The 23,803-nt window shown below is 72.3% G+C and carries 22 protein-coding genes; 8 read left to right on the forward strand and 14 right to left on the reverse strand.

What is annotated here, in order from left to right; all coding sequences use genetic code 11:
* Positions 1–124: 124 nt before the first annotated feature.
* Positions 125–2,221, reverse strand: a complete 2,097-nt coding sequence (gene ligA, locus P8A20_RS04610) for an NAD-dependent DNA ligase LigA (protein ID WP_306102915.1) — start codon at positions 2,219–2,221, stop codon at positions 125–127.
* Between the two features lie 238 nt (positions 2,222–2,459).
* Here ligA and P8A20_RS04615 point away from each other — a divergent pair, with 238 nt between their 5' ends.
* From P8A20_RS04615 to P8A20_RS04625, 3 genes are all read left to right on the forward strand, one after another.
* Positions 2,460–3,395 carry a DUF1996 domain-containing protein gene (locus P8A20_RS04615; protein WP_306102916.1) on the forward strand — a complete coding sequence of 312 codons (936 nt, stop codon included), beginning with the start codon at positions 2,460–2,462 and terminating at the stop codon, positions 3,393–3,395.
* Between the two features lie 81 nt (positions 3,396–3,476).
* Positions 3,477–4,103: a DUF305 domain-containing protein gene (locus tag P8A20_RS04620; RefSeq protein WP_306102917.1), complete on the forward strand. Its 627-nt coding sequence runs from the start codon at positions 3,477–3,479 to the stop codon at positions 4,101–4,103.
* Between the two features lie 7 nt (positions 4,104–4,110).
* The gene (locus tag P8A20_RS04625) at positions 4,111–5,166 is read left to right on the forward strand and encodes a LacI family DNA-binding transcriptional regulator (RefSeq protein ID WP_147960254.1); all 1,056 of its coding nucleotides are present in this window, start codon (positions 4,111–4,113) and stop codon (positions 5,164–5,166) included.
* A gap of 4 nt (positions 5,167–5,170) precedes the next feature.
* Here the strand turns inward: P8A20_RS04625 and P8A20_RS04630 are convergent, their stop codons facing one another.
* Positions 5,171–7,528 (reverse strand): phage holin family protein, encoded by a 2,358-nt coding sequence (locus P8A20_RS04630; RefSeq protein ID WP_147960253.1) that lies wholly within the window; start codon positions 7,526–7,528, stop codon positions 5,171–5,173.
* A gap of 102 nt (positions 7,529–7,630) precedes the next feature.
* Positions 7,631–8,047, reverse strand: a complete 417-nt coding sequence (locus tag P8A20_RS04635) for a recombinase family protein (protein ID WP_147960252.1) — start codon at positions 8,045–8,047, stop codon at positions 7,631–7,633.
* Between the two features lie 179 nt (positions 8,048–8,226).
* Here P8A20_RS04635 and P8A20_RS04640 point away from each other — a divergent pair, with 179 nt between their 5' ends.
* Together P8A20_RS04640 and P8A20_RS04645 are read left to right on the forward strand one after the other, a co-directional pair.
* Positions 8,227–9,003, forward strand: coding sequence for an MBL fold metallo-hydrolase (locus P8A20_RS04640; RefSeq protein ID WP_147960251.1), 777 nt, complete (start codon positions 8,227–8,229; stop codon positions 9,001–9,003).
* Positions 9,000–9,620, forward strand: coding sequence for a DedA family protein (locus tag P8A20_RS04645; protein WP_147960250.1), 621 nt, complete (start codon positions 9,000–9,002; stop codon positions 9,618–9,620). The genes P8A20_RS04640 and P8A20_RS04645 overlap by 4 nt, the downstream gene beginning before the upstream one ends.
* A 28-nt stretch (positions 9,621–9,648) precedes the next feature.
* Here P8A20_RS04645 and P8A20_RS04650 read toward each other — a convergent pair whose 3' ends face one another.
* The 4 genes from P8A20_RS04650 to P8A20_RS04665 all read right to left on the reverse strand — a co-directional run bounded on the left by P8A20_RS04650 (position 9,649) and on the right by P8A20_RS04665 (position 13,688).
* The gene (locus P8A20_RS04650; RefSeq protein ID WP_147960249.1) at positions 9,649–10,674 is read right to left on the reverse strand and encodes an MBL fold metallo-hydrolase; all 1,026 of its coding nucleotides are present in this window, start codon (positions 10,672–10,674) and stop codon (positions 9,649–9,651) included.
* A 13-nt stretch (positions 10,675–10,687) separates the two neighbouring features.
* Positions 10,688–11,926 (reverse strand): aminotransferase class I/II-fold pyridoxal phosphate-dependent enzyme, encoded by a 1,239-nt coding sequence (locus P8A20_RS04655; RefSeq protein ID WP_306102918.1) that lies wholly within the window; start codon positions 11,924–11,926, stop codon positions 10,688–10,690.
* A 143-nt stretch (positions 11,927–12,069) separates the two neighbouring features.
* Positions 12,070–12,894, reverse strand: a complete 825-nt coding sequence (locus P8A20_RS04660) for an SMP-30/gluconolactonase/LRE family protein (RefSeq protein WP_371934386.1) — start codon at positions 12,892–12,894, stop codon at positions 12,070–12,072.
* Positions 12,895–12,914: 20 nt separating this feature from the next.
* Positions 12,915–13,688: an IclR family transcriptional regulator gene (locus P8A20_RS04665; protein ID WP_147960246.1), complete on the reverse strand. Its 774-nt coding sequence runs from the start codon at positions 13,686–13,688 to the stop codon at positions 12,915–12,917.
* A 224-nt stretch (positions 13,689–13,912) separates the two neighbouring features.
* Between P8A20_RS04665 and P8A20_RS04670 the strand changes: the two genes are divergently transcribed.
* Together P8A20_RS04670 and P8A20_RS04675 are read left to right on the forward strand one after the other, a co-directional pair.
* Positions 13,913–15,409, forward strand: coding sequence for a bifunctional phosphatase PAP2/diacylglycerol kinase family protein (locus tag P8A20_RS04670; protein ID WP_306102920.1), 1,497 nt, complete (start codon positions 13,913–13,915; stop codon positions 15,407–15,409).
* Positions 15,410–15,507: 98 nt separating this feature from the next.
* Positions 15,508–16,317: a methyltransferase domain-containing protein gene (locus P8A20_RS04675; RefSeq protein ID WP_306102921.1), complete on the forward strand. Its 810-nt coding sequence runs from the start codon at positions 15,508–15,510 to the stop codon at positions 16,315–16,317.
* Between the two features lie 67 nt (positions 16,318–16,384).
* Here P8A20_RS04675 and P8A20_RS04680 read toward each other — a convergent pair whose 3' ends face one another.
* Together P8A20_RS04680 and P8A20_RS04685 are read right to left on the reverse strand one after the other, a co-directional pair.
* The gene (locus P8A20_RS04680) at positions 16,385–16,861 is read right to left on the reverse strand and encodes a winged helix DNA-binding protein (protein ID WP_306102922.1); all 477 of its coding nucleotides are present in this window, start codon (positions 16,859–16,861) and stop codon (positions 16,385–16,387) included.
* On the reverse strand, positions 16,858–17,352 hold the full coding sequence (locus P8A20_RS04685; RefSeq protein ID WP_147960242.1) for a MarR family winged helix-turn-helix transcriptional regulator: 495 nt from the start codon (positions 17,350–17,352) through the stop codon (positions 16,858–16,860). Before P8A20_RS04685 ends, P8A20_RS04680 begins: the two co-directional genes overlap by 4 nt.
* A gap of 115 nt (positions 17,353–17,467) precedes the next feature.
* Here P8A20_RS04685 and P8A20_RS04690 point away from each other — a divergent pair, with 115 nt between their 5' ends.
* Positions 17,468–17,821, forward strand: coding sequence for a VOC family protein (locus tag P8A20_RS04690; protein ID WP_147960241.1), 354 nt, complete (start codon positions 17,468–17,470; stop codon positions 17,819–17,821).
* 99 nt (positions 17,822–17,920) lie between these two features.
* On the opposite strand, the gene P8A20_RS04695 is transcribed toward P8A20_RS04690, so the two are convergent.
* From P8A20_RS04695 to P8A20_RS04715, 5 genes are all read right to left on the reverse strand, one after another.
* Complete coding sequence (locus tag P8A20_RS04695; RefSeq protein ID WP_306102923.1) at positions 17,921–18,838, reverse strand: arginase family protein; 918 nt, start codon at positions 18,836–18,838, stop codon at positions 17,921–17,923.
* Between the two features lie 92 nt (positions 18,839–18,930).
* The gene (locus P8A20_RS04700) at positions 18,931–20,115 is read right to left on the reverse strand and encodes an alcohol dehydrogenase catalytic domain-containing protein (protein ID WP_306102924.1); all 1,185 of its coding nucleotides are present in this window, start codon (positions 20,113–20,115) and stop codon (positions 18,931–18,933) included.
* Positions 20,116–20,292: 177 nt separating this feature from the next.
* Positions 20,293–21,387: a glutamate--cysteine ligase 2 gene (locus P8A20_RS04705; RefSeq protein ID WP_306102925.1), complete on the reverse strand. Its 1,095-nt coding sequence runs from the start codon at positions 21,385–21,387 to the stop codon at positions 20,293–20,295.
* Between the two features lie 268 nt (positions 21,388–21,655).
* Complete coding sequence (locus tag P8A20_RS04710) at positions 21,656–21,889, reverse strand: LapA family protein (protein WP_147960237.1); 234 nt, start codon at positions 21,887–21,889, stop codon at positions 21,656–21,658.
* Between the two features lie 114 nt (positions 21,890–22,003).
* A complete protein-coding gene (locus P8A20_RS04715) occupies positions 22,004–23,779 on the reverse strand; it encodes a CocE/NonD family hydrolase (RefSeq protein WP_306102926.1) in 1,776 nt (591 codons plus the stop codon).
* Between the last annotated feature and the right edge of the window lie 24 nt (positions 23,780–23,803).

Raw genomic sequence — 23,803 nt, forward strand, 5'->3', positions numbered from 1 at the left:
GCCCGCTGATAGCGAGGTCAGATCGAACCCTCACTATGCAATACAAGGCACGAAAAGGCCACCGCCTCGACAATTCAAGGGTGCGAGCCGATGAGCGGCTGTCACACCTCCACAGCGAGAGCTCTCACACCTCCACAGCGAGATACGCCTCGACGAGCTCGGCGAATTCCTCGGGCGCCGCTATCCGCACTCCGAGATCCTCGGCCTTGGTCCGCTTGGATCCCGCCTTCTCCCCGGCGACGAGCAGACTCGTGCGCTTGGAGACGCTGGAGGAGGACTTCCCTCCGGCCCGCTCGATCAGCTCGTTCATCTCGTTGCGCGAGAGCTTCTCCAGGGCCCCGGTCATGGCTCCGGTGACCACGACCGTCATGCCGGCGAGCGGCAGCCCGGTCGTCGCGGAGTCCTCGGCGTCGCCCTCCTGCGCGGCCCCGGGCTCCGGCGGCGGAGTGGCACCGGGCTCCGTCATGTTGACCCCGGCGGCCACCAGCTTGGCGATCAGCGGAGCGAGCTCCTCCAGTTCCCTGACGACCGCGGCCGCCTTCTCCGTCCCGATGCCGTCGACCTGCTGCAGCGCGTCGGCGTCGGCGGCGACGATCCGGTCCATCGAGGCGAAGTGGCGGGCGATCCGGCGGGACATGGAACGCCCCGTGCCACGCACGCCGAGCGCACAGAAGACCCTCGACAGGGGACGGCTCGCGGCGGTCCGGATGGCCGCGAGCAGGTTGTCGGTCGAGGTCTCCCCCATCCTCTCCAGCGAGAGCAGCTGTTCGCGCTCCAGCGTGAAGAGATCGGCGAAGTCCTGGACGAGGCCGGCGTCGACGAGCTGGACGACGCGCGTGGCGCCGAGCCCCTCGATGTCCAGCTGGTCACGGCCTGCCGCGTAGGAGATGGAGGCGACCAGGCGACAGTCACGGCCCCGGGTGCAGCGCCAGCGCTGCTCGCTCGCATCGATCTCGGAACCGCACCGGGGACATGCCTCGGGGAACTCGATCGGCTGTTCCTCGCCCGTCCGCAGGTGCGCCACGGGCGCTTCGATGCGGGGGATGATGTCGCCCGCCTTGTAGACCATCACGTGATCGCCCAGGCGCAGGTCCCGGCGCGTGATGTCGGCGGGGTTGTGCAGCGTGGCGTAGCTGACGGTCGACCCGTCGATCTCGACGGGCTCCAGCACGGCGCGCGGCGCGATGATGCCGGTCCTGCCGACATTCCACTCGACCCCCAGAAGCCGGGTGACCTTCTCCACGGCCGGGAGCTTGTACGCGATGGCCCAGCGCGGCGCGCGCGTCCCGGAGCCCGCGTCACGCTGGTCGGCCGCCAGGTCCGCCTTGATCACGATGCCGTCGATACCGAAGGGCAGCGAGGCGCGCAGCGAGGCGATGTCCTCCACCCCCGCCTGGACCTCCTCGACCGTGGTCACGGTGCGCGGGGCGACCGCGGTGTCCGCGGCGGTGTGCACGCCGATCCCTGCGACGTACTCCAGGACCTCGCTGTGCGGGAGTTCGGCCAGGGTGTCCGTCAGTTCGCCGGAATCCGGCAGCGCGAGCGCGCCGTACGCGAAGAAGGTCATCTCCACGCGGTAGGGGCGGTCCTTGGCGCGCAGGGTGCCGGCCGCGCCGTTGCGCGGGTTGGCGAAGGGGGCGGCGCCGTGCTCCGTGCGCACCGTGTTCGCCGTCTCGAACTGCTCGTTGGTCATGAGGATCTCGCCGCGTATCTCCAGCGTGGCGGGAGCGCCCAGCCGCTCGGGCAGGCCGAGCACCGTCCCGATCGCGTGGGAGACGTCCTCGCCGGCCGTCCCGTCGCCCCGGGTGATCAACTGCTCGAGCCGGCCCAGGCGGTAGCGCGCGGCCACGGCCAGACCGTCGAGCTTGGGCTCCACGCTCCAGGCCGCGACGGGCCGGCCGATACGCCGCTCGACGGAAGCGGTCCAGGTGACGAACTGCTCGGCGGAGAACACGTTGTCGAGCGAGAGCATCGGCACGGTGTGCGGCACGTCCCCCGAGGCCGCGCCGCCGGCGACCTTCCCCGTCGGCGAGGCGTCCAGCACCTCCTGCGGGTGCTCCTCCTCGTAGGCCGCGATCGCCCGCACCAGCCGGTCGTACGCATCGTCGTCGAGCGCGCTCTCACCTGCGGTGTAGTACGCGGCTGCGGCGCGCTCGGCCTCTTCCACCGCAGCTGCGTAGGCGGCGGTGTCGGCGAGCGGACCAGCTGTGTTCGTCGTCATGGGCACCATCCTGCCGTCCACCACTGACAACGCCCTCCCACCGCCATCGGGAGCCAGCGACGAGAGAGCGCTCTCCCATGATCAGGCGTGTCAACTTCGTTCAAATGCAAGCCAAATGGGGCTTCAGCGCAATGTATTGACATGCCTGCGTCACGCTTCTACGTTCCATGAGAGAGCGCTCTCTCCCCTGGCCGGGCCCCGGTCAGAGGAATCCCCACTTCCTCGGAACAGGAGTGCCGTGCTCTTCCTACGCAGACGTACGAAGCAACACCACGGACGCAGGAACCTGCCCCCGTGGCGCTACCGCGTCGCCGGGCTGGCCGCCGCCGCACTGGCTCTGTCCCTCGTCCAGGCCACCACCGGCAACGCGGCAGGGGACCGGACCGCCCCGTCGGCACCGGCGGCCGTCGCCGACGTGGTCAGGGTCGCCGAATTCCTCGCGGAGTGTCCCTACACCCACCGGGCTCCGGACGACCCGATCGTGCTGCCCGGTCTGCCCGGCGCCTCGCACATGCACAGCTTCTTCGGCAACGACTCCACCAACGCCCATTCCGACCTGGCCTCGTTGGAGAAGGCCGGCACCAGCTGCGCGCCCAGGACCGACCTCTCCTCGTACTGGGTCCCCACGCTGTACGACGGCGACAAGGAGGTGGAGCCGACCGGCACCACCTTCTACTACCTCGGCGAAGGCGTGCGGGACGACATCATCAGGACGATCAAGCCGTTCCCGCGCGGACTCCGGATCGTCGCGGGCAACGCGAAGGCGACCGGCCCCGACGACAACACGATCTCGCGCTGGTCCTGCCTGCACCACGGCGAGGTCGACCCGTCCCACGACTTCGTCAACTGTCCGGCGGGCTCGATGATGGAGAGCTACCTGGACTTCCCGCAGTGCTGGAACGGCCGGGATCTCGACTCGGCCGACCACAAGAGCCACATGGCCTATCCGGTGGGCGGCGCCTGCCCGTCGACCCACCCCGTTCCGGTGCCCAAACTGCGCCAGGTCCTGCGCTACCCCGTCAACGGCGACCCGGCACGGTTACGGCTGGCTTCGGGTCGTGGCTACACGATGCACGGTGACTTCTTCAACGTGTGGCCGGAGGCGGAGATGGCACAACGGGTGCGTGACTGCATCAACGCCATCATCAAGTGCGGTGCCGACGGCACACCCTGACCGCTCGTCCGTCCCCCGCCCATCGGTGCCTGTCCGGGTCCTTCCGGCCCGGGCAGGCACCTCCGCGCAAGGACCCCGCCCATGCCCGCTCGTCCTGTCGCAGCACTGCTCCTCCTGCTCACCGTCCTGACCGGGTGCGCCCGGCAGGAGGGACGGGCGGCGGAATCGGGAACCGTGCCGTCCCGCACGGCTGCCGCTCCCGGTCCGTCCGCCGATCCGACCGACTCCGCGTGGGTCCAGCTGATGATCCCGATGGACGAACAGGCTGTCGCCCTGCTGGACATGGCGTCGCGGAAGGCCACCGGCCCGCGGCTGCGGGCCTGGGCCGCCCGGCTGCGGAGCGACCAGGCCACCGAACTGGCGGAACTGCGGCGGCTGCGGACACGGATGGGACTGCCGGACACCGATCTGCACGAGGGACACGACATGCCCGGCATGGTGACGGCGGCGGATCTCAGGACCGCCCGCGCGGCCGGGGGCGCCTCCTTCGACCGCCTGCTCGTGTCGCAGATCCGCGAACATCTGCGCCAGTCGGAACAGGTCTCACGCTCGGAGACGGCGGCCGGCAGCGGGACGCGGGCCACGACGCGCGCCCGGGAGCTCGTCGCCGCACGCGGGAAACAGCTGGCGGCCCTGACGTCGCTGTGCGCGGGCAAGGCCGCTGACGTGCCGGAACCCTTCGCATGCCCGGAGGATCACCCGGTATAAAGACTGCATGACTGCCGATGTCCAACCGCCCGTACGCCCCGCCACCCTGGAGGACGTGGCCGCGGTGGCGGGCGTCTCCCGGGCGACAGTGTCCCGTGTCATCAACGGTGCGACCACGGTCGACCCGGCGCTGCGACGGGTCGTGGAGGAGGCGGTGGCCACGACGGGCTACGTCCCCAACCGGGCTGCGCGTTCCCTGGTGACCCGCCGGACGGATTCGGTCGCGCTGGTCGTGTCTGAGCGCGAACGGCGCCCGGTCTCCGAGCCGTTCATCGGCAGGATGTTCTCCGACCCCCACTTCGGGCGTGTGGTCGCCGGGCTGATGGACGTACTGCGCCCCGCCGGGATCCAGATGGTGCTGATGCTGTCCGACGACGAGACGTCGCGCAATCAGCTCCTGTCGTACCTGCGCCAGGGGCACGTCGACGGAGTGGTGCTGATCTCCTCGCACGCCGACGACCCGCTGCCCGCCCTGCTCCACGACACCCGGCTGCCGGCCGTACTGGCCGGCCGGCCCCGCAACCCGTCGCCCCTCACCTACGTCGAGGCGGACCAGCGGGCCGGGGCCCAGATGGCGGCGGACCACCTGGCGGCCCTGGGGCGACGGAACATCGGGACGATCGCGGGCCCGCAGGACATGCCTGCCGGCCAGGTGCGTCTGACGGGTTTCCTGGACGCGCTGGAGCAGCACGGCATCGGGGACGTGGTGACAGCCGAAGGGGGCTTCACCCACGCGGGCGGTGCGGCGGCGATGCGGCAGCTGCTGCGTGAACGTCCCGGTCTGGACGCGGTGTTCATCGCCTCGGACCTGATGGCCCAGGGCGCGCTGCCCGTGCTGCTGCGGGCCGGCAGGGACGTGCCCGGCGACGTGGCCGTGGTGGGTTTCGACGACAGCACCGCGGCGGTGGCCTGCGATCCGCCGCTCACGACCGTGCGTCAGCCGGTGGAGGAGATGGCGGCCGAGATGGCGCGGCTCCTCCTGAAACAGATCGGCAGCCCGGCCGACGGCCCCGCGCCGTCCGTGGTGTTCCATCCGACCCTGGTCCGGCGCGAGAGCGCCTGATCCTTCATCCCCGCGCGCCCGGCACGGTGTCACCGGGATCCGGGACGGGCGGTTGAGGGCGCAGCGCGTGGACCGGCCCCTCGGCCCCCTCCCCGGACCGGCTGCCCGGGGATCCGGAGCCGACCGGCCCGCGCGGTCCCCCGACCGGTCCGTCGGCGGGCGGCTCGTCGGGGAACGGCTCGTCCACCGGGTCCGCCCCTGTGAAGCCCTCCTGCCGCAGCGGTACCTGGGGGCCGGAGAGCTCCCTGAGCCAGCGCGCCAGCACCCGGTGCACCGCCTCCGCCCCGACGACGGGACCGGCCGGCCCCGCCGGAGCGACAGAGCCGGCGGGTCCGGGAGCGGGCACCCCCGCAGTGGCGTCCGGCGTCGCGTCCCGCGGGGTGTCGGCCGCCACCGCGTCGAGCGGGTCGGTCAGCGTCCGCGGCCAGAGCAGGAACGGCCGCGACTGTTCGCCGCCCAGCCCTCCGTGCGAACCGATCTGCTCCTCGAAGGCGTGGACACGGCCGGACTCGGGGTCGTACATCGAATTGACCATCACGTCCGCGACGTGCGGAAAGCCGTCGGTCCGCCGTACCGCGTCCGCCGCACCGGGCCCGAAGGCCGCGATCGGTCCGTCCCCGTCCCTCAGCTCCGCCACCGGGATCTCGGCCCCGCCCCGCCCGAGCACCACCGATCCGTGCTTCTGGCTGCGTACGAGCAGGAAGCCGATCCCCGGATGGGCGGCGAGGGTGCCGAGCAGCGCGGGGTAGCGGCGGTCGAGCTGCTCGCGCGAGGCCCGCCCCTCGATGTCGGGGAACGACAGCAGCCCGAGGTTTCCGGAGGCGAGCACGACCGGGTCGGAGGGCTTGGCGGGGTGCTGCGCCTCCTGCTCCCCGACGACCGGTCTGTGCAGCGCGATGCGCACGGCGTCGCGGGCCTCGGAGGCGCTGCGGGTGCGTTGCGCCCTGCGGGGTACGGGCAGCCCGCAGCCGGCCCGTACGAGGTCCTTGAGCGTGAGACCGTACCGTCCCGCGAAGGTCTCCCCCGGGCTCTGGCCGTGGTCCGACAGCAGCACGATCCGGTAGGCGCGGGGGGTGTGGTCCGCGATCTTCAGCATGAGGCCCAGCGAGCGGTCGAGCCGCTTCAGGACCTTCTCCGCGTCGCGGCTGTGCGGCCCGGAGTGGTGGGCCACCTCGTCGTAGGCGACCAGGTCGGCGTAGACCGCGGTGCGTCCCGCGAACATGTCGCCGATCACGGCGGCGACGACCACATCGCGTTCGACGACGGTCGCGAACGCCCTGATGAAGGGGTACAGCCCACCGCGCTTGACCCGGGGGGACTCCTTCCGCACCCGGGCCCGGACGGACTGGCCGATCTCGCGGGCGACCTCGGCGACGAAGGACAGGGCCGTACGGACGGCGTTGGCGGGGTCGGAGAAGTAGGCGAAGTAGCCGGCGCGCGAGCCGCGCCCCTTGCCGAGCCTGGCGGCCATCGACAGGACCAGGGCCAGCTCCTCCGCGCCGCCGCTGAAGAGGTTGCCCCGGCTCGCGCCGTCGACGGTGAGCAGGCCGCCGTCATGGGTGCGGGCTATGGCTCTGCGCTGCAGTTCGAGGGCGCTCGCCGGTCTGCTGGAGACCATGACGGTGCCGGTCTCCTTCTCGAACCAGCGGAAGGCCGGGACGTCGAAGTTGCTTCCGTGCAGGATGCCGAGCTGGCTGGCGCCGGTCTGGCTGGACCAGTCGGTTCTCCACGGGGTGAGCCGGTGGCCCGCATCGTCGGCGAGCAGGCCGGCGACGGTCGGCATGACACCGGCCGCCGCCGCCTGTTCGAGTACGTCGTGGCCGACACCGTCGAGCTGGACGAACACGATGCCGGGAGGTCCGCCGCGCCCTCCGTCCGCGCTCCGTGGCATGCCGCTGCGTCTGCGGCGCCGGTCGGCGAGCCGGGAGAGCCGGCGCCGGTAGGCGTCGTCGTCACGGACCGCGAGGGCGGTGGAGGTGGCGGAGGCGACGGCGGACATCACGGCCGCCACGACGACCGCGGTCTCCGGGTTGGCGTCGCCGCGCCCGTCGGGGATGAGCCGCAGGGCTATCAGCAGCAGCGATCCGTTGAGGAAGAAGACCAGGGCTCCCAGCACCAGGGCGGGCACGATGAGCAGCGCCCTGACGAGTACCGGCCACACCAGGGCGGAGAGCAGGCCGAACGCGCCGGCGCCCCAGGCCGCGGTGAAGGCGGTCCTGGTGACCGTGTCACCGTCGTCGGCCTGGAGCTGGAAGTCCGGCAGGATTCCCGCCAGTGCCAGCATGGTGAGCGTGGAGACGGCCCACACCGAGATCACCCGTACGAGGGCTCCCCCCGCCTTACGCCATCGCCCGTCATTCACGCCGTTCCACCTCACGTCCGGACCCGGTGTGCGTCATGGATCCGCGTCAAGCCTGTCATAGCCCGCCGGGAGCCTTGTGGGGCCCCGGGCCGTCCGCGGGGCTCAGCAGCCGTCGTATCCTGCGGTCGGCATGGAGAGCCTGCGGTGGACGCTGGCCTTGCTGCGGGCGGTGTAGACGGGCTCTTCGAGGCCGGCGAACTCGAAGCGCACACCACGGCGCTCGCACTCGTCCTCGAAGTCCGGCACCGAGACGAGTGCCCGCGCCAGCACCCGGTCGTTCGGGGCGACGAACAGGTCGACCTGTCCGCTCTCGACGTCCGTCCAGAGGGCCTGGTGATCGGGGCGCAGCCCGTAGACACGGAGCTGCCGCGTGACGACGTATCCGTGTTCCGCCGCCCAGCGTGCGCACATGGCGTGCTGGCTGCGGGTGTCGACGAGGAACGGGTCACCGTCGAGCTCTTCCAGCGGTGTGAGGCTGGCGATGGCCGCCACCCGTACGTCCGCGACGACGTCGCCCATGAACCGGTCCCCCCGAGCTCGGATGCAGGTGACAACCCTACCCGCGAGGTAGCCCTCCGTAGCCGCTCGGTTCCGTGCCGCGTCCGGCGCGAAGGAGCACTCCGGCGTGGGAGGGGCGCGGACCGCCTACCCTCGTACGCGTACGGCGTTGTCGTGGGCACGGACGAGGAGGCGGGGCGGTGGAGGTCACCTGGTGGGGTCATGCCACCTGCACGATCGAGGACTCCGGGGTCCGGGTGCTGACCGACCCGCTGTTCGCGCGGCGCTTCGCGCATCTGCGCCGCCGACGGGGCGAGGTCCCGCCGGCGCAGGCCTCGGTCGCCGACGCCGTACTGATCTCCCACCTGCACTCCGACCATCTGCATCTCCCCTCCCTGGCCCGCCTCGCCCCCGGCAGCCTGCTGATCGTGCCCCGCGGTGCCGTCGGGGCCGTCCCGGGCCTGCGCCTGCTGCGCCGGATGCGCGGGCTGCGGATCTCGGAGGTCGCCGCCGGGGACACGGTGCGGGTCGGCGAGGTCCTGGTCCGCGCGGTCCCCGCCCTTCACGACGGACGCCGTTTCCCGGTCGGCCCGCACAGGGTGCCCGCTCTCGGATACGTCGTCGAGGGCGAGGCCCGCACCTATTTCGCCGGGGACACCGGGCTCTTCGACACCATGGCCGACGCGGTGGGGCCGGTGGACGTGGCGCTGCTCCCGGTCGGCGGCTGGGGGCCGAACCTGGGCCACCACCATCTGGACGCGGCGCGTGCCGCGCAGGTGCTGACCCTGCTGGGGCCGCGGTCCGCGGTGCCGGTGCACTACGGCACGTACTGGCCGATCGGGATGGACGGGGTCCGGCCTCACGAGTTCCACGCGCCGGGTGACGAATTCGTGCGGCAGGCGTCCCTGCTCGCACCGGAGGTGGCGGTGCACCGGCTGGGGCACGGCGAGCATGTGAGGCCGGAGGCCCGTAGGTGATCGATGAAGTGCTGGGGCAGCTGCCGACGGAGTCGACGCAGCAGGCCGTCGGCTACCCGACGTTGTTCCTGCTGGTGGCGTTGGGGTCGCTGGTGCCGGTGATTCCGACGGGGGCGCTGGTGAGTACGGCGGCCGTCGTGACGCTGCACCAGACGTCACCGTTCGCCCTGCTCGTGGTGTTCGCCGTGGCGTCGGGTGCGGCGTTCCTCGGGGACATATGCCTGTACTGGCTGGGACAGCGGGGGGTGCGCTCGGAGCACGGTTCGAAGTGGCTGGAGGCGATCACCAGCAGGGCCGCTCCGGAGCGGCTCGCGCAGGCGCAGCGGAAGCTGGACGACCACGACACGATGGTCCTGGTGCTGTCCCGGCTGGTGCCGGCCGGGCGGATACCCGTGATGCTGGCCTGTCTGCTCGGCCGGATGCCGCTGCGGCAGTTCGCCCGCGGAGACGTACCGGCGTGTCTGGCCTGGGCTGCGACGTATCAGCTGATCGGGATCCTGGGCGGTTCGCTGTTCCCGGAGCCGTGGGAGGGCGTGCTCGCTGCGGTCGTGCTGACGCTGCTGATCAGCGGGACCCCCGCGCTCTGGCGGCGGCTGAGGGCCCGCACGGCCGACTGAGGAGCCGGCGGTGCGGCCGGGTGGCACCTCAGTTCTCCAGGACACGTGAGCCGCCGACCGGCAGGTCCCAGAGGTCACCCCGCGGGTATCCGGCCTGCTGCCAGGCCGTGCGGAGCCGGGTCAGTGGTTCGAGCACCGGTTCGGCGGAGAGCAGGAACGTCGCCCAGTGCATCGGCGCCATGGCCCGGGCGCCGAGGTCCGCGTACGCCTGCACGGCCTCCTCGGGGTCGGTGTGCACGTCCGAGAGCCACCAGCGCGGTTCGTACGCGCCGATGGGCAGCATGGCCAGGTCCAGGTCCGGGTAGCGGCGGCCGATCTCCTTGAACCAGTGGCCGTAGCCGGTGTCCCCCGCGAAGTAGAGCCGGCGCCCGCCCCCGTCATCGATCACCCAGCCGCCCCACAGGGACCGGCAGGTGTCCAGGAGGGTGCGCTTGGACCAGTGGTGGGAGGGCACGAAGTCGAACCGGACGCCCCCCAGCTCCACCGATTCCCACCAGTCGAGTTCGGTGACGCAGGTGAAGCGTCGGCGGCGGCACCAGCGGCCGAGACCCGCGGGCACCAGCAGCGGGGTGTCCCTGGGGAGCCTGCGCAGCGTGGGCGCGTCCAGGTGGTCGTAGTGGTTGTGGCTGATCAGGACCGCGTCGACGGGTGGCAGTTCCTCCCAGCGCACTCCTGCGGGGGTGATCCGGGCCGGGGTGCCCAGGATGCGCCGCGACCAGACCGGGTCGGTGAGGACGGTGAGCCCGCCGATGCGGACCACCCAGCTGGCGTGTCCTGCCCAGGTGACGGCCATCGTGCCGGGGCCCGCCTCGGGCAGTGGCTGGGGGGCGTACGGCAGCCGGTGGATGCCCCGGAGACCCTCGGCGTTGGGCCGCATGGCGCGCTCCCTGGCCAGACGGGTCATGCCCCTGACACCCGGGAGCGGAGCGGTGAGCCGGTCCGCGAAGCTGCGGGGCCAGGTCCGGAGCTCGCCGAGACGGCGCGGAGCGGCGACGGGACGGCCGACGGGCGCGGGGCCGGTTCCGGCGAACGGGCGCTCGGTCTGTTCCGTCATCGAGAGGCTCCTGTCATCGGAGTTCATCGAGGGCTGCTGCGAAAATGCTCAGCGCCCGGGCGACGTGCGGCAATTTCAAGGGCTCCACCGCAGTGAGGGACTCCGTCTGCTGCTCCGGGGTTGAGCCGAGCAGTGGTCCGGTGCTCAGCCGCACGCGCAGCGCTCCCAGTTCGTCCCCGAAGCGGTGTCCGCCGGGAGCGGGGGCGCCGATACGTTTCGTCAGGTAGTCCTCGAGCTCCATGGAGTCCGTGACGCCCCGCGCGGCGAGCCGTGTGCGCAGCGGGCCGAGGTCGGCGTAGAGATGACGGCCGGCCTGCGGCGGCCTGGCGAGGGCGCCCACGGTGAGCACCGCGCGGTGTGCGGCGGAGGCGACCTGGGCCTGGAGGCGTGCCGCCTGCCGGATCCTCTCCGTGACGGCGTCGGGTTCGTGCAGGGCGTGGGCGGCGGCCCCGGCCACCGGCTCGGCGACGAGGGCGCCGAGCGCTGTGAGGATGTCGAGGACCCGGGCGCGGCGCGCCGAGGCACGTGCGGTGGCCGGGAAACGCGCGACGGCGACCGGCCAGGCCGACGGGGTGAGCGCTCCGGCGAGGTCGGACACGACGGTGACGTCGTCGGGGCACATCTCCGCGGGGCTGAGCATGACGGTGTCGTGGGGCCGGTGGAGGGTGTCCCGCCAGGTCTCGTCGCTGACGATGTGCAGCCCTTCGGAGACGGCGGCCTCGCAGGCCTCGCGGACCAGTTCGGGCGGGGCGAGGGTCGCGGTCGGGTCGTCGGCCACGGAGATCAGGAGCAGTCGGGGGCGGCCCCCCTCGGCACGGACCCTGCGTACCGTCTCCAGCAGTGCGTACGGGTCGGGGATGCCGCCGCACTCGGCGGGCGTCGGTACGTGGTAGGCGGGCCGGCCCAGCAGCCGTGCCTGGGGCATCCATGTGGCGGGGCACGGCCGGGGCATGAGCACATCGCCCCCGTACGCGGCGATCAGCGCGAGCACGAGTGACTGGACGCCCGGGGCCGCGGCGACGTCCCCGGGCCCGCCGTGCAGGCCGCGTCGCTCCCAGTAGGCGCAGGCAGCCTCACGCAGGATCGTTCCGCCACCGGGTGGCTCGGGCCGCGTCCGCGCGGCCGAAGCGGCCAGTACGGCGGCCAGCTCGGGCAGCACGGGGAGACCGGGGTCGGGTGCGGGCGGCCCGTACCGGACGGGTCCGTGGTCCTCGCCGAGGGGGCGGGGCGGCTCCCGCTCGCTCCAGTGCATCCCGGGGCCTCCCTCCGCCTGAGTCGCTCTCAGGCCCCTTTATACGGAGGTTCCCCGCCTTCCGCCCCCGGACCGGCGCCGGAGGGCGACAGAAATACGTACTCCGGCACCCGCCCCGACACGTACTCGGGCGGCCCGCCGGCTCACGCCGCGAACGGCGTCCCCGGCAGCCCCTGGCCCAGGTCCGGGAGCACCAGCAGGGAGCCCGAGAGCGGGTGGGGGGCGTCCAGGCCGGTCCGGGCGGTGGACACGTAGAGGTCGCGGAGCCCCGACCCGCCGAACGCGCACGCCGTGGGCCTGCGGACCGGCAGGTCCACGACCAGGTCCGGCCGGCCGTCGGGGGTGTAGCGCCGGATCGCCGCACCGTCCCAGAAGGCGACCCACACACAGCCCTCTGCGTCCACCGTCAGCCCGTCGGGCCATCCGGGACCGTGTTCGACGCCGACGAAGGGGCGCCGGTTCAGGACACGCTCACCGTCCACGTCGAAGACGTCGATGCGGCGCGTGGGGGTGTCGATGTAGTACATGAGCCGGCCGTCCGGGCTCCATCCGGTGCCGTTGCTGACCGTCACCGCGTCGAGGACGGGGCTCACCCTGCCGTCCGGGGCGATCCGGGACAGGGTGCCGCCCCCCTCGGCCTCGTCGTACCGCATCGTGCCCGCCCAGAGCGAGCCGTCCGGCGCGACGGCGGCGTCGTTTCCACGCCGACCGGGGACCGGGTCGTGGACCAGCCAGGAGAAGGCACCGTCGGCGCCGTACATTCCGATTCCGTCCCGCAGCGCGACCACGAGGCCGCCGTCCTTCCTCGGTTTCGCGGCCCCGACGTGCTGGCCGGTGGCCATGACGGTGCGGCGGCCGGTCGACGGGTCGTAGGTGTGCACACGGGCGGAGAGGATGTCGACCCAGATCAGCCGTCCCACGGCCGGGTCCCAGGTGGGGCCCTCACCGAGCTCGGCGGTCTCGCGCACCGCAACCTCCGGGGCCGGCCTCACATCTGGCCCCGGTGGTGTCCCAGCCGCCCGGACAGCGCGTCCGCGCCGCCCGCCGCGAGCTGCGCGAGTTCCGCCTCGCGCTCCTCGCTCCAGCGGATCACCGGCACGGAGATGGAGAGCGCGGCGACGACCCGTCCGGACCGGTCCCGTACGGGGGCGGCCACACAGCTCACGTCCGGGTTCGACTCCCGGTGCTCGACCGCTATCCCGCGCTTGCGGACGACGGCGAGCGCGGCCCGAAGCTCCACGGCGTCGGTGAGGCTGTTGTCGGTCATGGCGATGAGCTCTCGTCCGTCCAGACGGGCGTCGAGCTCCGCCTCCGGGAGTGCGGCGAGCAGCAGCTTGCCGACGGACGTGCAGTGGGCGGGCAGTTTGCGGCCCGCGGCGGAGACCATGCGCACGGCGTGCGTGGAGTCGACCTTGGCGATGTAGATGACCTCGGTGTCCTCCAGGATCGCCACGTGGACCGTCTCGCCGCAGGTCTCGGCGACCTCACGGGCCACCTGCTGCCCCTCGGCTGCGAGGTCGAGCTGTTCGGCGTAACGGCTGCCGAGCTGGTAGGTGCGCACACCCAGCCGGTAGCGGCCCGGCTGTTCCGGGACCGTGACCAGATAGGACCGTGCGGCGAGCGTGGTGAGCAGTTCGTGGACGGTGGTCCGCGGCAGTTGGAGCTTGCGGGTGACCTCGGGGGCGGAGAGGGTCCCCTCGCCCTGGAGGAAGAGTTCGAGAACATCCAGCGCCCTGGTCACCGCAGGGACGAGTCGCCCCATGATCGCCCGCCAATCTCGTTCGACACTCCGGCCAATGACCGGAATCACGAACGCAGGCTAACGGGCCGGATCTTGTCCGGGCAACGCCCTGGGCACGACGGATCGGGAAGGACGACGGCAATTCGTCATACTTCATCCCGTTCGACTGGTTCGACCGGTGTGTGACGGAGCACGCCGCGCGCGCCTCCTGGTTCACCATCCGGTCGCAGGGTATTCGCTGTCCCATGTCGACACACAGCAGTCCCTCCTCCCCCGGTTACTGGCGCGCCCGGTTCCTGCAACGCGATGTCGCCGCATTCCGGGGTGTGGCCGAAAGACACTGGCCCGGCGCCGACGCCGTGCTGCCCCGGCTGAGCCGCAGCGCCAATCACGGGCTGCTGTGGTTCGGAGCCGCCGCGGGCATGGCGGCGCTGGGCTCCAGTGCGCGGTCGCGCAGGGCGGCCCTGCGCGGGGTCGCCTCGCTGGCCGTCGCCTCGGCGGCGATCAACACCGTGGGCAAGCAGGCGGTACGCAGGGAGCGCCCGATACTGGACATGGTCCCGGTCATGAGGCAGCTGAAGCGCCAGCCGTTCACCACCTCCTTCCCGTCGGGTCACGCGGCGTCCGCGGCGGCCTTCGCGACGGGGGTCGCGCTGGAGTCGAAGGGCTGGGGTGCGGTCGTCGCCCCCGTGGCCGCCGCCGTGGCCGCATCCCGCGTCTACACCGGGGTCCACTATCCGAGCGATGTGGTGGCCGGTGCCGCACTCGGCGTCGGTGCCGCGTTCGCACTGCGGGGTGTCGTACCGACCCGGGGACAGCTGCCGGCTCCGGGCCGCCCCCCGACGGAAGCCCCGGCACTGGCCGCGGGCAAGGACCTGGTGGTGGTCGTCAACCGCGAGTCCGGCTCGGCGACCAACGCGGCGGCCCTGATCCGCGACGCACTGCCGCTCGCGGAGACGGTGGAGTGCGCACCCGCCGATCTGCAGGGGTGCCTGGAGAAGGCGGCACGCCAGGGCAAGGCCCTCGGTGTCTGCGGGGGCGACGGAACGGTCAACATGGCGGCGGCCGTGGCCGCGACCCACAGCGTGCCGCTCGCCGTGTTCCCCGGCGGGACCCTCAACCACTTCGCCTACGACCTCGGCATCGAGACCGTGCAGGACACCGTGCGGGCCCTCACCGCGGGCGACGCGGTCCGGGTCGACCTGGGCCGCTTCCGGCCCGGGCCGCAGGGACCGGACGGGGCTCCCGGCTACTTCCTCAACGCCTTCAGCCTGGGCGTGTACCCGGAGCTCGTGCGGACCCGGGAGCGGTGGGCGCCCAGGATCGGCGGCTGGCCCGCCGGGGTGCTGGCGGCCGGCGAGGCCCTGCGCGGCTCACGCCCCCTGACCGCCGAACTCCAGGGCCGGCGGCGCCCCCTGTGGCTCCTGTTCGTGGGCAACGGACTGTTCCAGCGGGTGGGTCCGGCCCCGGGCCGCCGCCACAACCTGGCCGACGGGCTGCTGGACGTCCGCGTGGTGCACGGCGGCCGCACCCCCGGCCTCCGACTGCTCGCCGCGGCTGTGGCCGGACCTCTGACCCGGTCACCCGTCCACGCGGCCGTACGGCGCCGCAGGGTCCGGCTCGCAGGGCTCACACCGGGCACCCCCTACGCCTTCGACGGTGAAGTGGCGCACAGCGGGACGGAGTTGCTGATCGACAAACTGCCCGAGGCACTGACGGTGTACTGCCCGATGCCCATCTAGCGTGATCACATGGTGAGATGCCGATCTCAGGATACGACATCGCGGCGTACCGTCGACGTCATCGCCTGCGACTGAGGTCCGAGAGAGGACGTACGGCCATGCCGAAGGAATCAGCTGTCTACACACACGGTCACCACGAGTCGGTGCTGCGCTCGCACCAGTGGCGGACCGCCGCCAATTCGGCGGCGTACCTGATCGGTGGACTCCGCCCGGGCCAGGCGGTCCTGGACGTGGGCTGCGGCCCGGGCACCATCACCGCGGACATCGCCGCGCTGGTGGCGCCCGGGCGGGTGACCGCGGTCGACACGAGCAGCGACATCCTGGACCGCGCGGCCGAGGCCGCCGCGGAACGCGGCGTGGACAACGTCGAGTTCGCCACCGCCGACGTCCACTCCCTGGACTTCCCGGACGATTCCTTCGACGTCGTGCACGCCCATCAGGTGCTCCAGCACGTCGGCGATCCGGTGCAGGCGCTGCGCGAGATGCGGCGGGTCTGCCGGCCCGGTGGCATCGTCGCGGCCCGCGACAGCGACTACGCGGCCATGACCTGGTACCCGGAGGTGCCCGGCATGCACGACTGGCTGGACCTGTACGGCCGCGTCGCCCGCGCCAACGGCGGTGAGCCCGACGCGGGACGGCGCCTGCTCTCCTGGGCCCGGCAGGCGGGCTTCACCGACATCACTCCGACCGCGGCGGCATGGTGCTTCGCCACCCCGGAGGACCGTGCCTGGTGGAGCGGTCTGTGGTCGGACCGCACGACCGCGTCGGTGTACGCGAAGCTGGCGGTGGACGGCGGCCACGCGAGCACCGGACAGCTGACGGCGGTCTCGGACGCCTGGCGCGCCTGGGGCGAGGAGCCCGACGGGTGGTTCATGGTCCCCCACGGCGAGGTCCTCTGCCGCGCGTGACCCCGCGTCGGCGGCCCGCTCACGCACCGCCGATGCGGGCGTGAGCGGTTGTCCCACGGCCCGCGGGTCAGGCGGTCAGCGTCGCGAGCTCCTCGTCGGCACGCCGGGCGATCAGCGCGAGGAGGCGACCGGCAGCGGCCATGTCGTCCGCGGGCAGCCCGCCCCAGATGCGGGCGGACACGGGGGCGACCTCCTCGGCGACGGCGGCGAGCAGTTCACGCCCCGCGTCCGTCGGGCGCAGGCGAGCGCCGTCCTCGACGAGCAGGCCTGCGGCCAGGAGTTCGTCGAGAGTGGCACGGATGCCCGCCGGGTCGGCCTTGATGGAGCTCCGGACCTGCTCGACGAGCCGCTCCCGCGTTTGGGGCGCGTCGGCGCCGGCTGCGGTCCGCAGGGTGAGGTGCTGCTGGAAGGTCAGGCCGCGCAGGGACAGGAAGTGCTCCAGGACGCCGCGGGCCGCGTAGTGGGCCAGGCCGAGGGTACGGGCGTTCGCGGCGGGCGCGGCGGATGTGGGTGTGGGCGTGGGCGTGGGCGTGGGTGCGGTCATGGTGTCGTCCCCTGAGTGCTCTCGTCGTTCGGTCGGGATGGGGCGAGAGGTGCGTGGAGCAGAGTGGTGAGCTCGTCGGTGAACGCGCGCGTCCGTGGGGCGTCGAGGCCACCGAGTGGCTCCAGCAGCTGTTCGAGCAGCCCTTGGACCACCGTGACGGCCTGCCGCGTGACGGACTCCCCCTGTCCGGTGAGGGCGAGCTGCACGGCACGCGGGTCGCGTGGGTGGCGGGTCCGCTCGATCAGACCGTCCGCCTCGAGGGCGCGCGCCAGCTTCGAGACGTACAGCGCCTCCAGGCCGGTGTGGTCGGCGAGTTCGCGCTGACTGGGCCGCTCACCGCTGTGCCGCATGCCGTACAGCGAGGCGACCAGTGCGTACTTCGCGTGGGTGAGGCCCAGTGGAGCCACCGCGCGATCGACCGCGACCCGCCACTTGTTCGCGACCCGCCACACCAGGAAACCGGGCGTGGGACCCGGCGGAACCTTGCTCATGACAAATAACGTACATGGCTACCATGTCCATGGCTACTGTTTTCGGATGTGCCGGTGTCCGCCCCGTCCCGGCTTCCCGCCCCCAACGACTCGCGCCCGAACTACCCTCGTGTGCATGGAGATCTTGGGAACCACGCTACGAATCTGCGTCGACGACCTGGAGGCCTCGGTGGCCTTCTACGAAGGCCTGACCGGCACCCCGGCGCTGCGCTTCGAGCGCGGCGGGGTCTCGGTGGCCGCGATCGGCTGTTTCCTCCTGATGAGCGGACCGGAGGCGGAGCTGGAGGTGCTGCGCAAGGTGTCGGCGACCATCGCGGTCAAGGACGTCGACGAGGCGCACGCGGCTCTCACCCGGGTGGGCGCGAGGGTCGTCGCGGGCCCGCTGCCCACCCCGGCGGGCCGTAATCTGATCGCTCTGCACCCGGACGGCTCGGTCTTCGAGTACGTCGACCGGAACGTGCCCGCCTGACCGTCCGGGCGAACGGCGAACGGCGGACTCAGGGCCCGTGTGCGCGGCGCCTCGCCTTCCGGACGGGCGCGGGCACGTACAGAAGGAGACGCCGGGTGATCAACGGCTCTCCGTGCCGCCCTCCGGCTCGGCGAAGGCGCCGACGACGAGGTCGGTGAGCAGTGTGCCTGCCGTGCCGTCGGGGTCCAGATCCGGGTCGTAGATCGTGACGTTGAGCCCCACGCAGCGGGGTGAACCGACGAGCGGGCGCAGCAGGGAGGCGAGTTCGTCGGGGAACAGTCCGCCGTCGTCGGGGCTGTCGACGGCCGGCATCACGCTCGGGTCGAGCACGTCGGCGTCCAGGTGGACCCAGAAGCCGTCGAGGACGGGCGCCTCCAGGGACCGCACCACAGCCCGGGCGACGGCATCGGGCCCCCGCTCCCTGATCTCGCCCACCGTGGCGTTGGAGATCTTCAGCGCTGCCATCTCGGCGCGGTCCTCGTCGTGGTCCCGCATGCCGAAGAGCCGGATGTCCTCGTCCCTGAGGTAGGGCCCCAGCCCTTCGATGTCGGCGAGGTCGGCCTGCCCGCGTCCGGTGGAGATCGCCAGCTCCTCTCCACCCGCCGCACCGATCCCGCCACCGTTGCCCAGGTGACGGAAGTCCGCCGAGCCGTCGATCGCCGCGAGGCCGTACCGGCCGATACGGCGCAGGGCGAGGGTGGCACCGAGCTGGATGGAGCAGTCACCGCCGAGGACGACCGGGAATTCGCCCGCCCGGACGTGCCCCTCGATACGGTCGGCGAGGGTGCGGGTGTAACCGGCTATGGCGTCGGCGTTGAAGACGCCGTCACCCTCCTTCCAGTCGCCGCGGTCGTAGCGCGGCGGTACCACGACACCACCCTCGGACGCCCCGAGGCGCTGCACGATGCGCCGCTCGCGGAGCGCTCCGGCCAGCTTGTGGCAGCCGGGGACGGTGCCGGGCGCGGGAGGCCGCAGTCCCAGGTTGGAAGGAGCGTCGCGGACCACTCGTGTGCGCATGCGGCCCATCCTCGCCGACCCGGCCGGAGGGCGTACTCCGATCGCCGAAGTCGCCCGCGTCCCGTCCGTCGCCGCCCGCGGATACGGGGCACTCAGGGCCTGAGCAGCGTCTTCACCATGCCGTCCGCCTTCTTCTGGAACGTCTCGTACGCCTTCGGCGCGTCCTCCAGCGGCAGATGGTGGGTGGCGAAGCCGTCCACACCGAGCGGATCGTCGTCGACGAGCAGCGGCAGGATGGACGGCACCCAGTTCCTGACGTTGGCCTGCCCCATGCGCAGCTGTATCTGCTTGTCGAACATCTTGAGCAGGGGGAGCGGATCCACGGCCCCGCCGTAGACGCCGGACACGGACACGGTGCCGCCCCGGCGCACCGCGTCGACGGCCGTGAGCAGCGCGCTGAGGCGGTCGATGCCCGCCCTCTCCATGAGGACGCGGGCGGCGGGATCGGGCAGCTTGTTCACGGCCCACTGCCCCGCCTTGGCGGCCACCGCGCCGTGCGCCTCCATGCCCACCGCGTCGATGACGGCGTCGGTGCCCCGGCCGCCGGTGAGGTCCCGCACGGCGTCCCCCACGTCCTTGCCGTACACCCGCAGGTCCAGGGTGTGCACGCCCCGCGCCGCGGCGCGCTGCAGACGGTCGGTCACCAGGTCCACTCCGATGACGAGCCCGGCCCCGCGGTGCAGGGCGATCCGCGCGGCCATGTCACCGATCGGTCCGAGCCCGAGGACCGTCAGGCTGCCGCCCGGGGGCACGGCCGCGTACTCCACAGCCTGCCAGGCGGTCGGAAGTACGTCCGACAGATAGACGAACCGGTCGTCGGGCGGGCCGTCCGGGACCTTGACGGGCAGCGTGTTGCCGAACGGGACGCGCAGCAGCTCCGCCTGTCCGCCGGGCACCTGACCGTAGAGCTTGGTGTAGCCGAACAGGGCGGCGCCGCTGCCGTACTCGCGCACCTGGGTGGCCTCGCACTGCGACTGGAGCCCCTGGCCGCACATGAAGCAGTCACCGCAGGAGACGTTGAACGGGACCACGACGCGGTCCCCCCGCCTGACGGCGGTCACCTCGCCTCCGGTCTCCTCCACGACGCCCATCGGCTCGTGCCCCAGGATGTCGCCCGGATCGAGGTAGGGGCCGAGCACCTCGTACAGATGCAGGTCCGATCCGCAGATTCCGCTGGATGTGACCCGCACGATGATGTCCGTGGGGTCCCGGAGGACCGGGTCGGGGACCGTCTCGACACGGACGTCGCGCCGCCCTTGCCAGGTCAGTGCACGCATGCGCTCTCCTCGCTCGTCCGAGTGGATCGCCGGGGTGTTCCCCGTCCGGTCTACCGCGCGTACGCCGGTGGGGCGAGCAGGACCGGGAGCGGATGCACCGGCTCCGGGCACGGGAGAGACGCCGCGGCCCGCCCCGGGAACGCAGGGCCCGACTGGGCCGATCGGGTGACGTGGCGGTCAGCCTCGGGTCCTGGCCGCGCAGTCGGTCACGACGGTGCGGAGACTGCCCGAACGCGCGAGCAGGTCCCGCTGGATCCGCGCCCCCGTCCCCCGTTCCAGCAGGGCCCGCAGGGCCGCCTGTGCGGACGCGAGGTCCCCGCTGTCGTCCAGCGCGTCATGGACGTGGTCGAGCAGGGCGTGCGCGACGTCGGCGGCCGGTTCGGGGCGCCTGGTGAGGGGATGGATCAGCCGTCCCTCCATGCCGGAGCGGGCTGCTTGCCAGTCGGCCATGCGCAGCACACTCACGGCCACCGGGTCAGGCGCGTCACCTGCCCGCCAGGCACGTGCCGCCGTCTCGACCAGGCCACGTGCGAGCGTGGCGAGCAGCACGGTGTCCGCCGGATCGAGGCACACGTCGGCCACCCTGAACTCCACCGTGGGGTAGCGGTGCGAGAGCCGTGCGTCGAAGTAGATCATCCCCTTGTCCCGCAGGACTCCCGTGCCGATCAGCTCCCCGACCTGCTCGTGGTAGCGGTCCGCCGAGCCGAACACCTCCACCGGGCCGGCCGAGGGCCAACGGCCCCAGACCCTGCTCCGGTAGCTGTCGTAGGAGGTGTCCTGCCCCTGCCAGAAAGGGGAGTTCGCGCTCAGGGCCAGCAGGACCGGAAGCCAGGGCCGCACCCGGTCGAGCACGGCGACGCCCTCCTCGTCCGACTCCACCGACACGTGCACATGGCAGCCGCAGGTCAGCTGCTCCTGCGCGGTCAGGCCGAAGCGCCGCGCCAGCCACCGGTACCGTTCGTCCTCCCCTATGGCGGGGCTGACGGGCAGCGGCGAGGTCGCCAGGGCGGCGACGGCGGCGCCCGCCTCGGCCGCGCTGTCCGCCGCCTCGGCGCGCCAGCGTCGTATCTCCTGCGCCAGGTCTCCCATCGCACCGCGCGGCTCGGTGGCGAACTCCAGCTGATGGTCGTGCAGTTCGGACTCGAACACGGAGTCACCCTCGGCGCGGCGTTCCGCCAGGGCCAGTACCGCCGTCGACAGCGCCCGGGGGTCACCGCTTCCCGCGTCCACGAGCAGGAGCTCTTCCTCGACACCCACAGTCCGCACCTTCATGTCCTCTCCGCCGCCCGCAGTCGTCCGGCACGCCCTGGGGCGTGATGAGACGCGCGTACCCCCGGCGTCACCTTTCAGACTGCCGGGCGGAGAGAGCGGTACGCCTAAGGGCTGTCCCGCAATCCCTGGCGGGCGCACGACGACAGCTACGGCACCTCGCCGCGTTGCCGGAACACTCGAATACGTCCAGTATGCGGGTGTCCCTCCGCCTTGCGATGCACCGCATCTGACGCCGCGCGCTGTTCCACCAGAGATTGCGGGGCAGCCCTCAGCGCGCGGCCCGCCTGCGGAACAGATAGGCGCCGCAGAGCGCGCCTGCCACGAACACTCCCAGCAGCGCGGCCCAGAGCGGCATCGTGACCTTCGGAATGATCACCCGGATGGTGACCTCGGCGGTGTTCACGCAGATGAAGACGATCGTCAGCACCGCCAGGAGGGTGACGGCGATGCGGGCGGGGCTGAAGGCGCCGCTGCTCCCGCTGGATACGTCCTTGGGGCTCATGGGCGGCCCTTTCACTGGGTCCTGGGGTCCGGGGCCGGGAAGGGCGGTCCCGGACCCCAGGATGACCCCGTCACGGACCCGGGGAGCGGTGGAGCAGGGCCGTACGGGTGACGGTCAGCGGACCACCGGGAGCTCCAGCACGCCGGTGTCCTGGGGAGAGCTGACCACGGTGACCGGCTTGACACCCCGGTTGCCGAAGTACGCCGTGTCACTCCCGGCGATCACGAACCGCAGCCGGTGCCCGGCCTCGTACCGGTGGACGATGCCGGGCAGTTCGACGGTGAAGGGACGGGTGACGTCGGGGACGCGTACGGGGGCGACCAGGCGGTTCACCAGCTCCTTGGTCCCGTCGGGCGCCACGTCGTACACCTTGGCGAACAGTACGAGCTTGTCCGCGGCGTCACCGCTGTTCCGGAGCCGTTCCGTCTTCGGCGAGACGACCTTCAGGGTGGCCTTCGGCGCGCCGACCACGTCCACCGGCTCCGTCAGCGGAGCACTCGTCCAGCCCAGGTAGGTGCCCTTGGTGTCGTAGGGCGCGGGATCGGACAGGCCGATGATCCCGGCCAGAGAGCTCTCCGAATGGCTGGTGGGCAATAGCCAGTTGGTGTACCGGCGACTGCCGCGGGCGACCTCCGAGCGGCTGTCCACGAGGGAGCCGTCGCCGGAGAGGTACATCGTACGGGACGGGGCGGGTACGGAGGCCGCGGTGCCGTAGCCGCTCGCCCAGTCCCGGTAGTAGGCGAACTCGGGTCCGGTGGAGGTCGTCTCGTCGTGGTGGAGGTAGCGGTCGAACCAGTCGAGGATGCGCCGCCCGACGTAACTGGACTCCAGATCCCCCGTGGAGAGGTCGAGTTCGCCGGGCACCTGGCCGCCGCTGTGGCCCCACGCCTGCCAGATCATCTTCGCCGTGGTGCCCTGGGACTTGAGCGCCCGGTAGGTGGCGGTGGCCTCGTTGAGGTTGAACAGGCTGTCGGCCTGGCCCTGGACGAGGAGCGTGGGTGCGGTGACACCGGAGAGGTAGGACACCGGTGAGACGCTCCGCGCGTACGTCAGCATCTCCTGGGTCGCGGCGGCCGGATAGCGTCCGGAGTTCAGGAGACGGATGGTGTCGCAGGCCCGCGCCGCGAAGTGGAGGCAGCCGAGGCTGCCGAAGCGCGACGGATCGAGGCTCGGGACGAGCAGCGGCTGCCCCTCGCCCATCAGGTAGAAGCCGTTGGTCCACTGCCACTTGAAGACACCGGGGGTGTCGGAGGAGACGCCCCGGGCCGCCCCGGTGGCGTTGGGCGCCAGCGAGTACGCCAGGTCGTTCCAGGTGATCAGCGGGACGAGCGCGTCGACGCGCCGGTCGGCGGAGGCGGTCGCGAGCTGGATCGCTCCGCCGTACGAACCTCCGATCATCCCGACCACCGGGTCGCCGGGCGCGTCCGAGGTGACGAAGTCGGCCTTGGTGCCGTCGTCGGCGGCGCGGGTGCCGGCGAGGAAGTCGACGAGCCCGGAGGCCGCCTTGCCGTCGATCGCGGGGTCGTCGAGCGTGATGAGGCAGCCGGACCTGCCGAAGCCCAGGCCCGAGTAGACGAGTCCGACGTAGCCGCGTTCGGCGAACGCCCTGCCGATGACGTCGGTGGAGCCGTCGGACTTGCTGCCCCCGAAGCCGTTGGTGGCGAGGACGGCCGGAGCCGGGTGCTGCGCGTCGACACCGGCGGGCCTGTAGAGATCGGCGTCCACCGTGCAGGACCGGTCACCCGCGTGCACGGTGAACTCCAGCGCGGTGACGCTGTACCGGTCGGCCGCGGCAGCCGGAGGAGTACCGGTCAGGGCGAGTGGGGCGAGCAGTGCCGCGCCGGCGAGCACGGTGAGTGGACGACGGAATCTGGGCACAGCACGCGACACATGGACCTCCACACCGAGGACACC

The organism is Streptomyces sp. Alt3, from assembly GCF_030719215.1.
Taxonomy (GTDB): domain Bacteria; phylum Actinomycetota; class Actinomycetes; order Streptomycetales; family Streptomycetaceae; genus Streptomyces; species Streptomyces glycanivorans.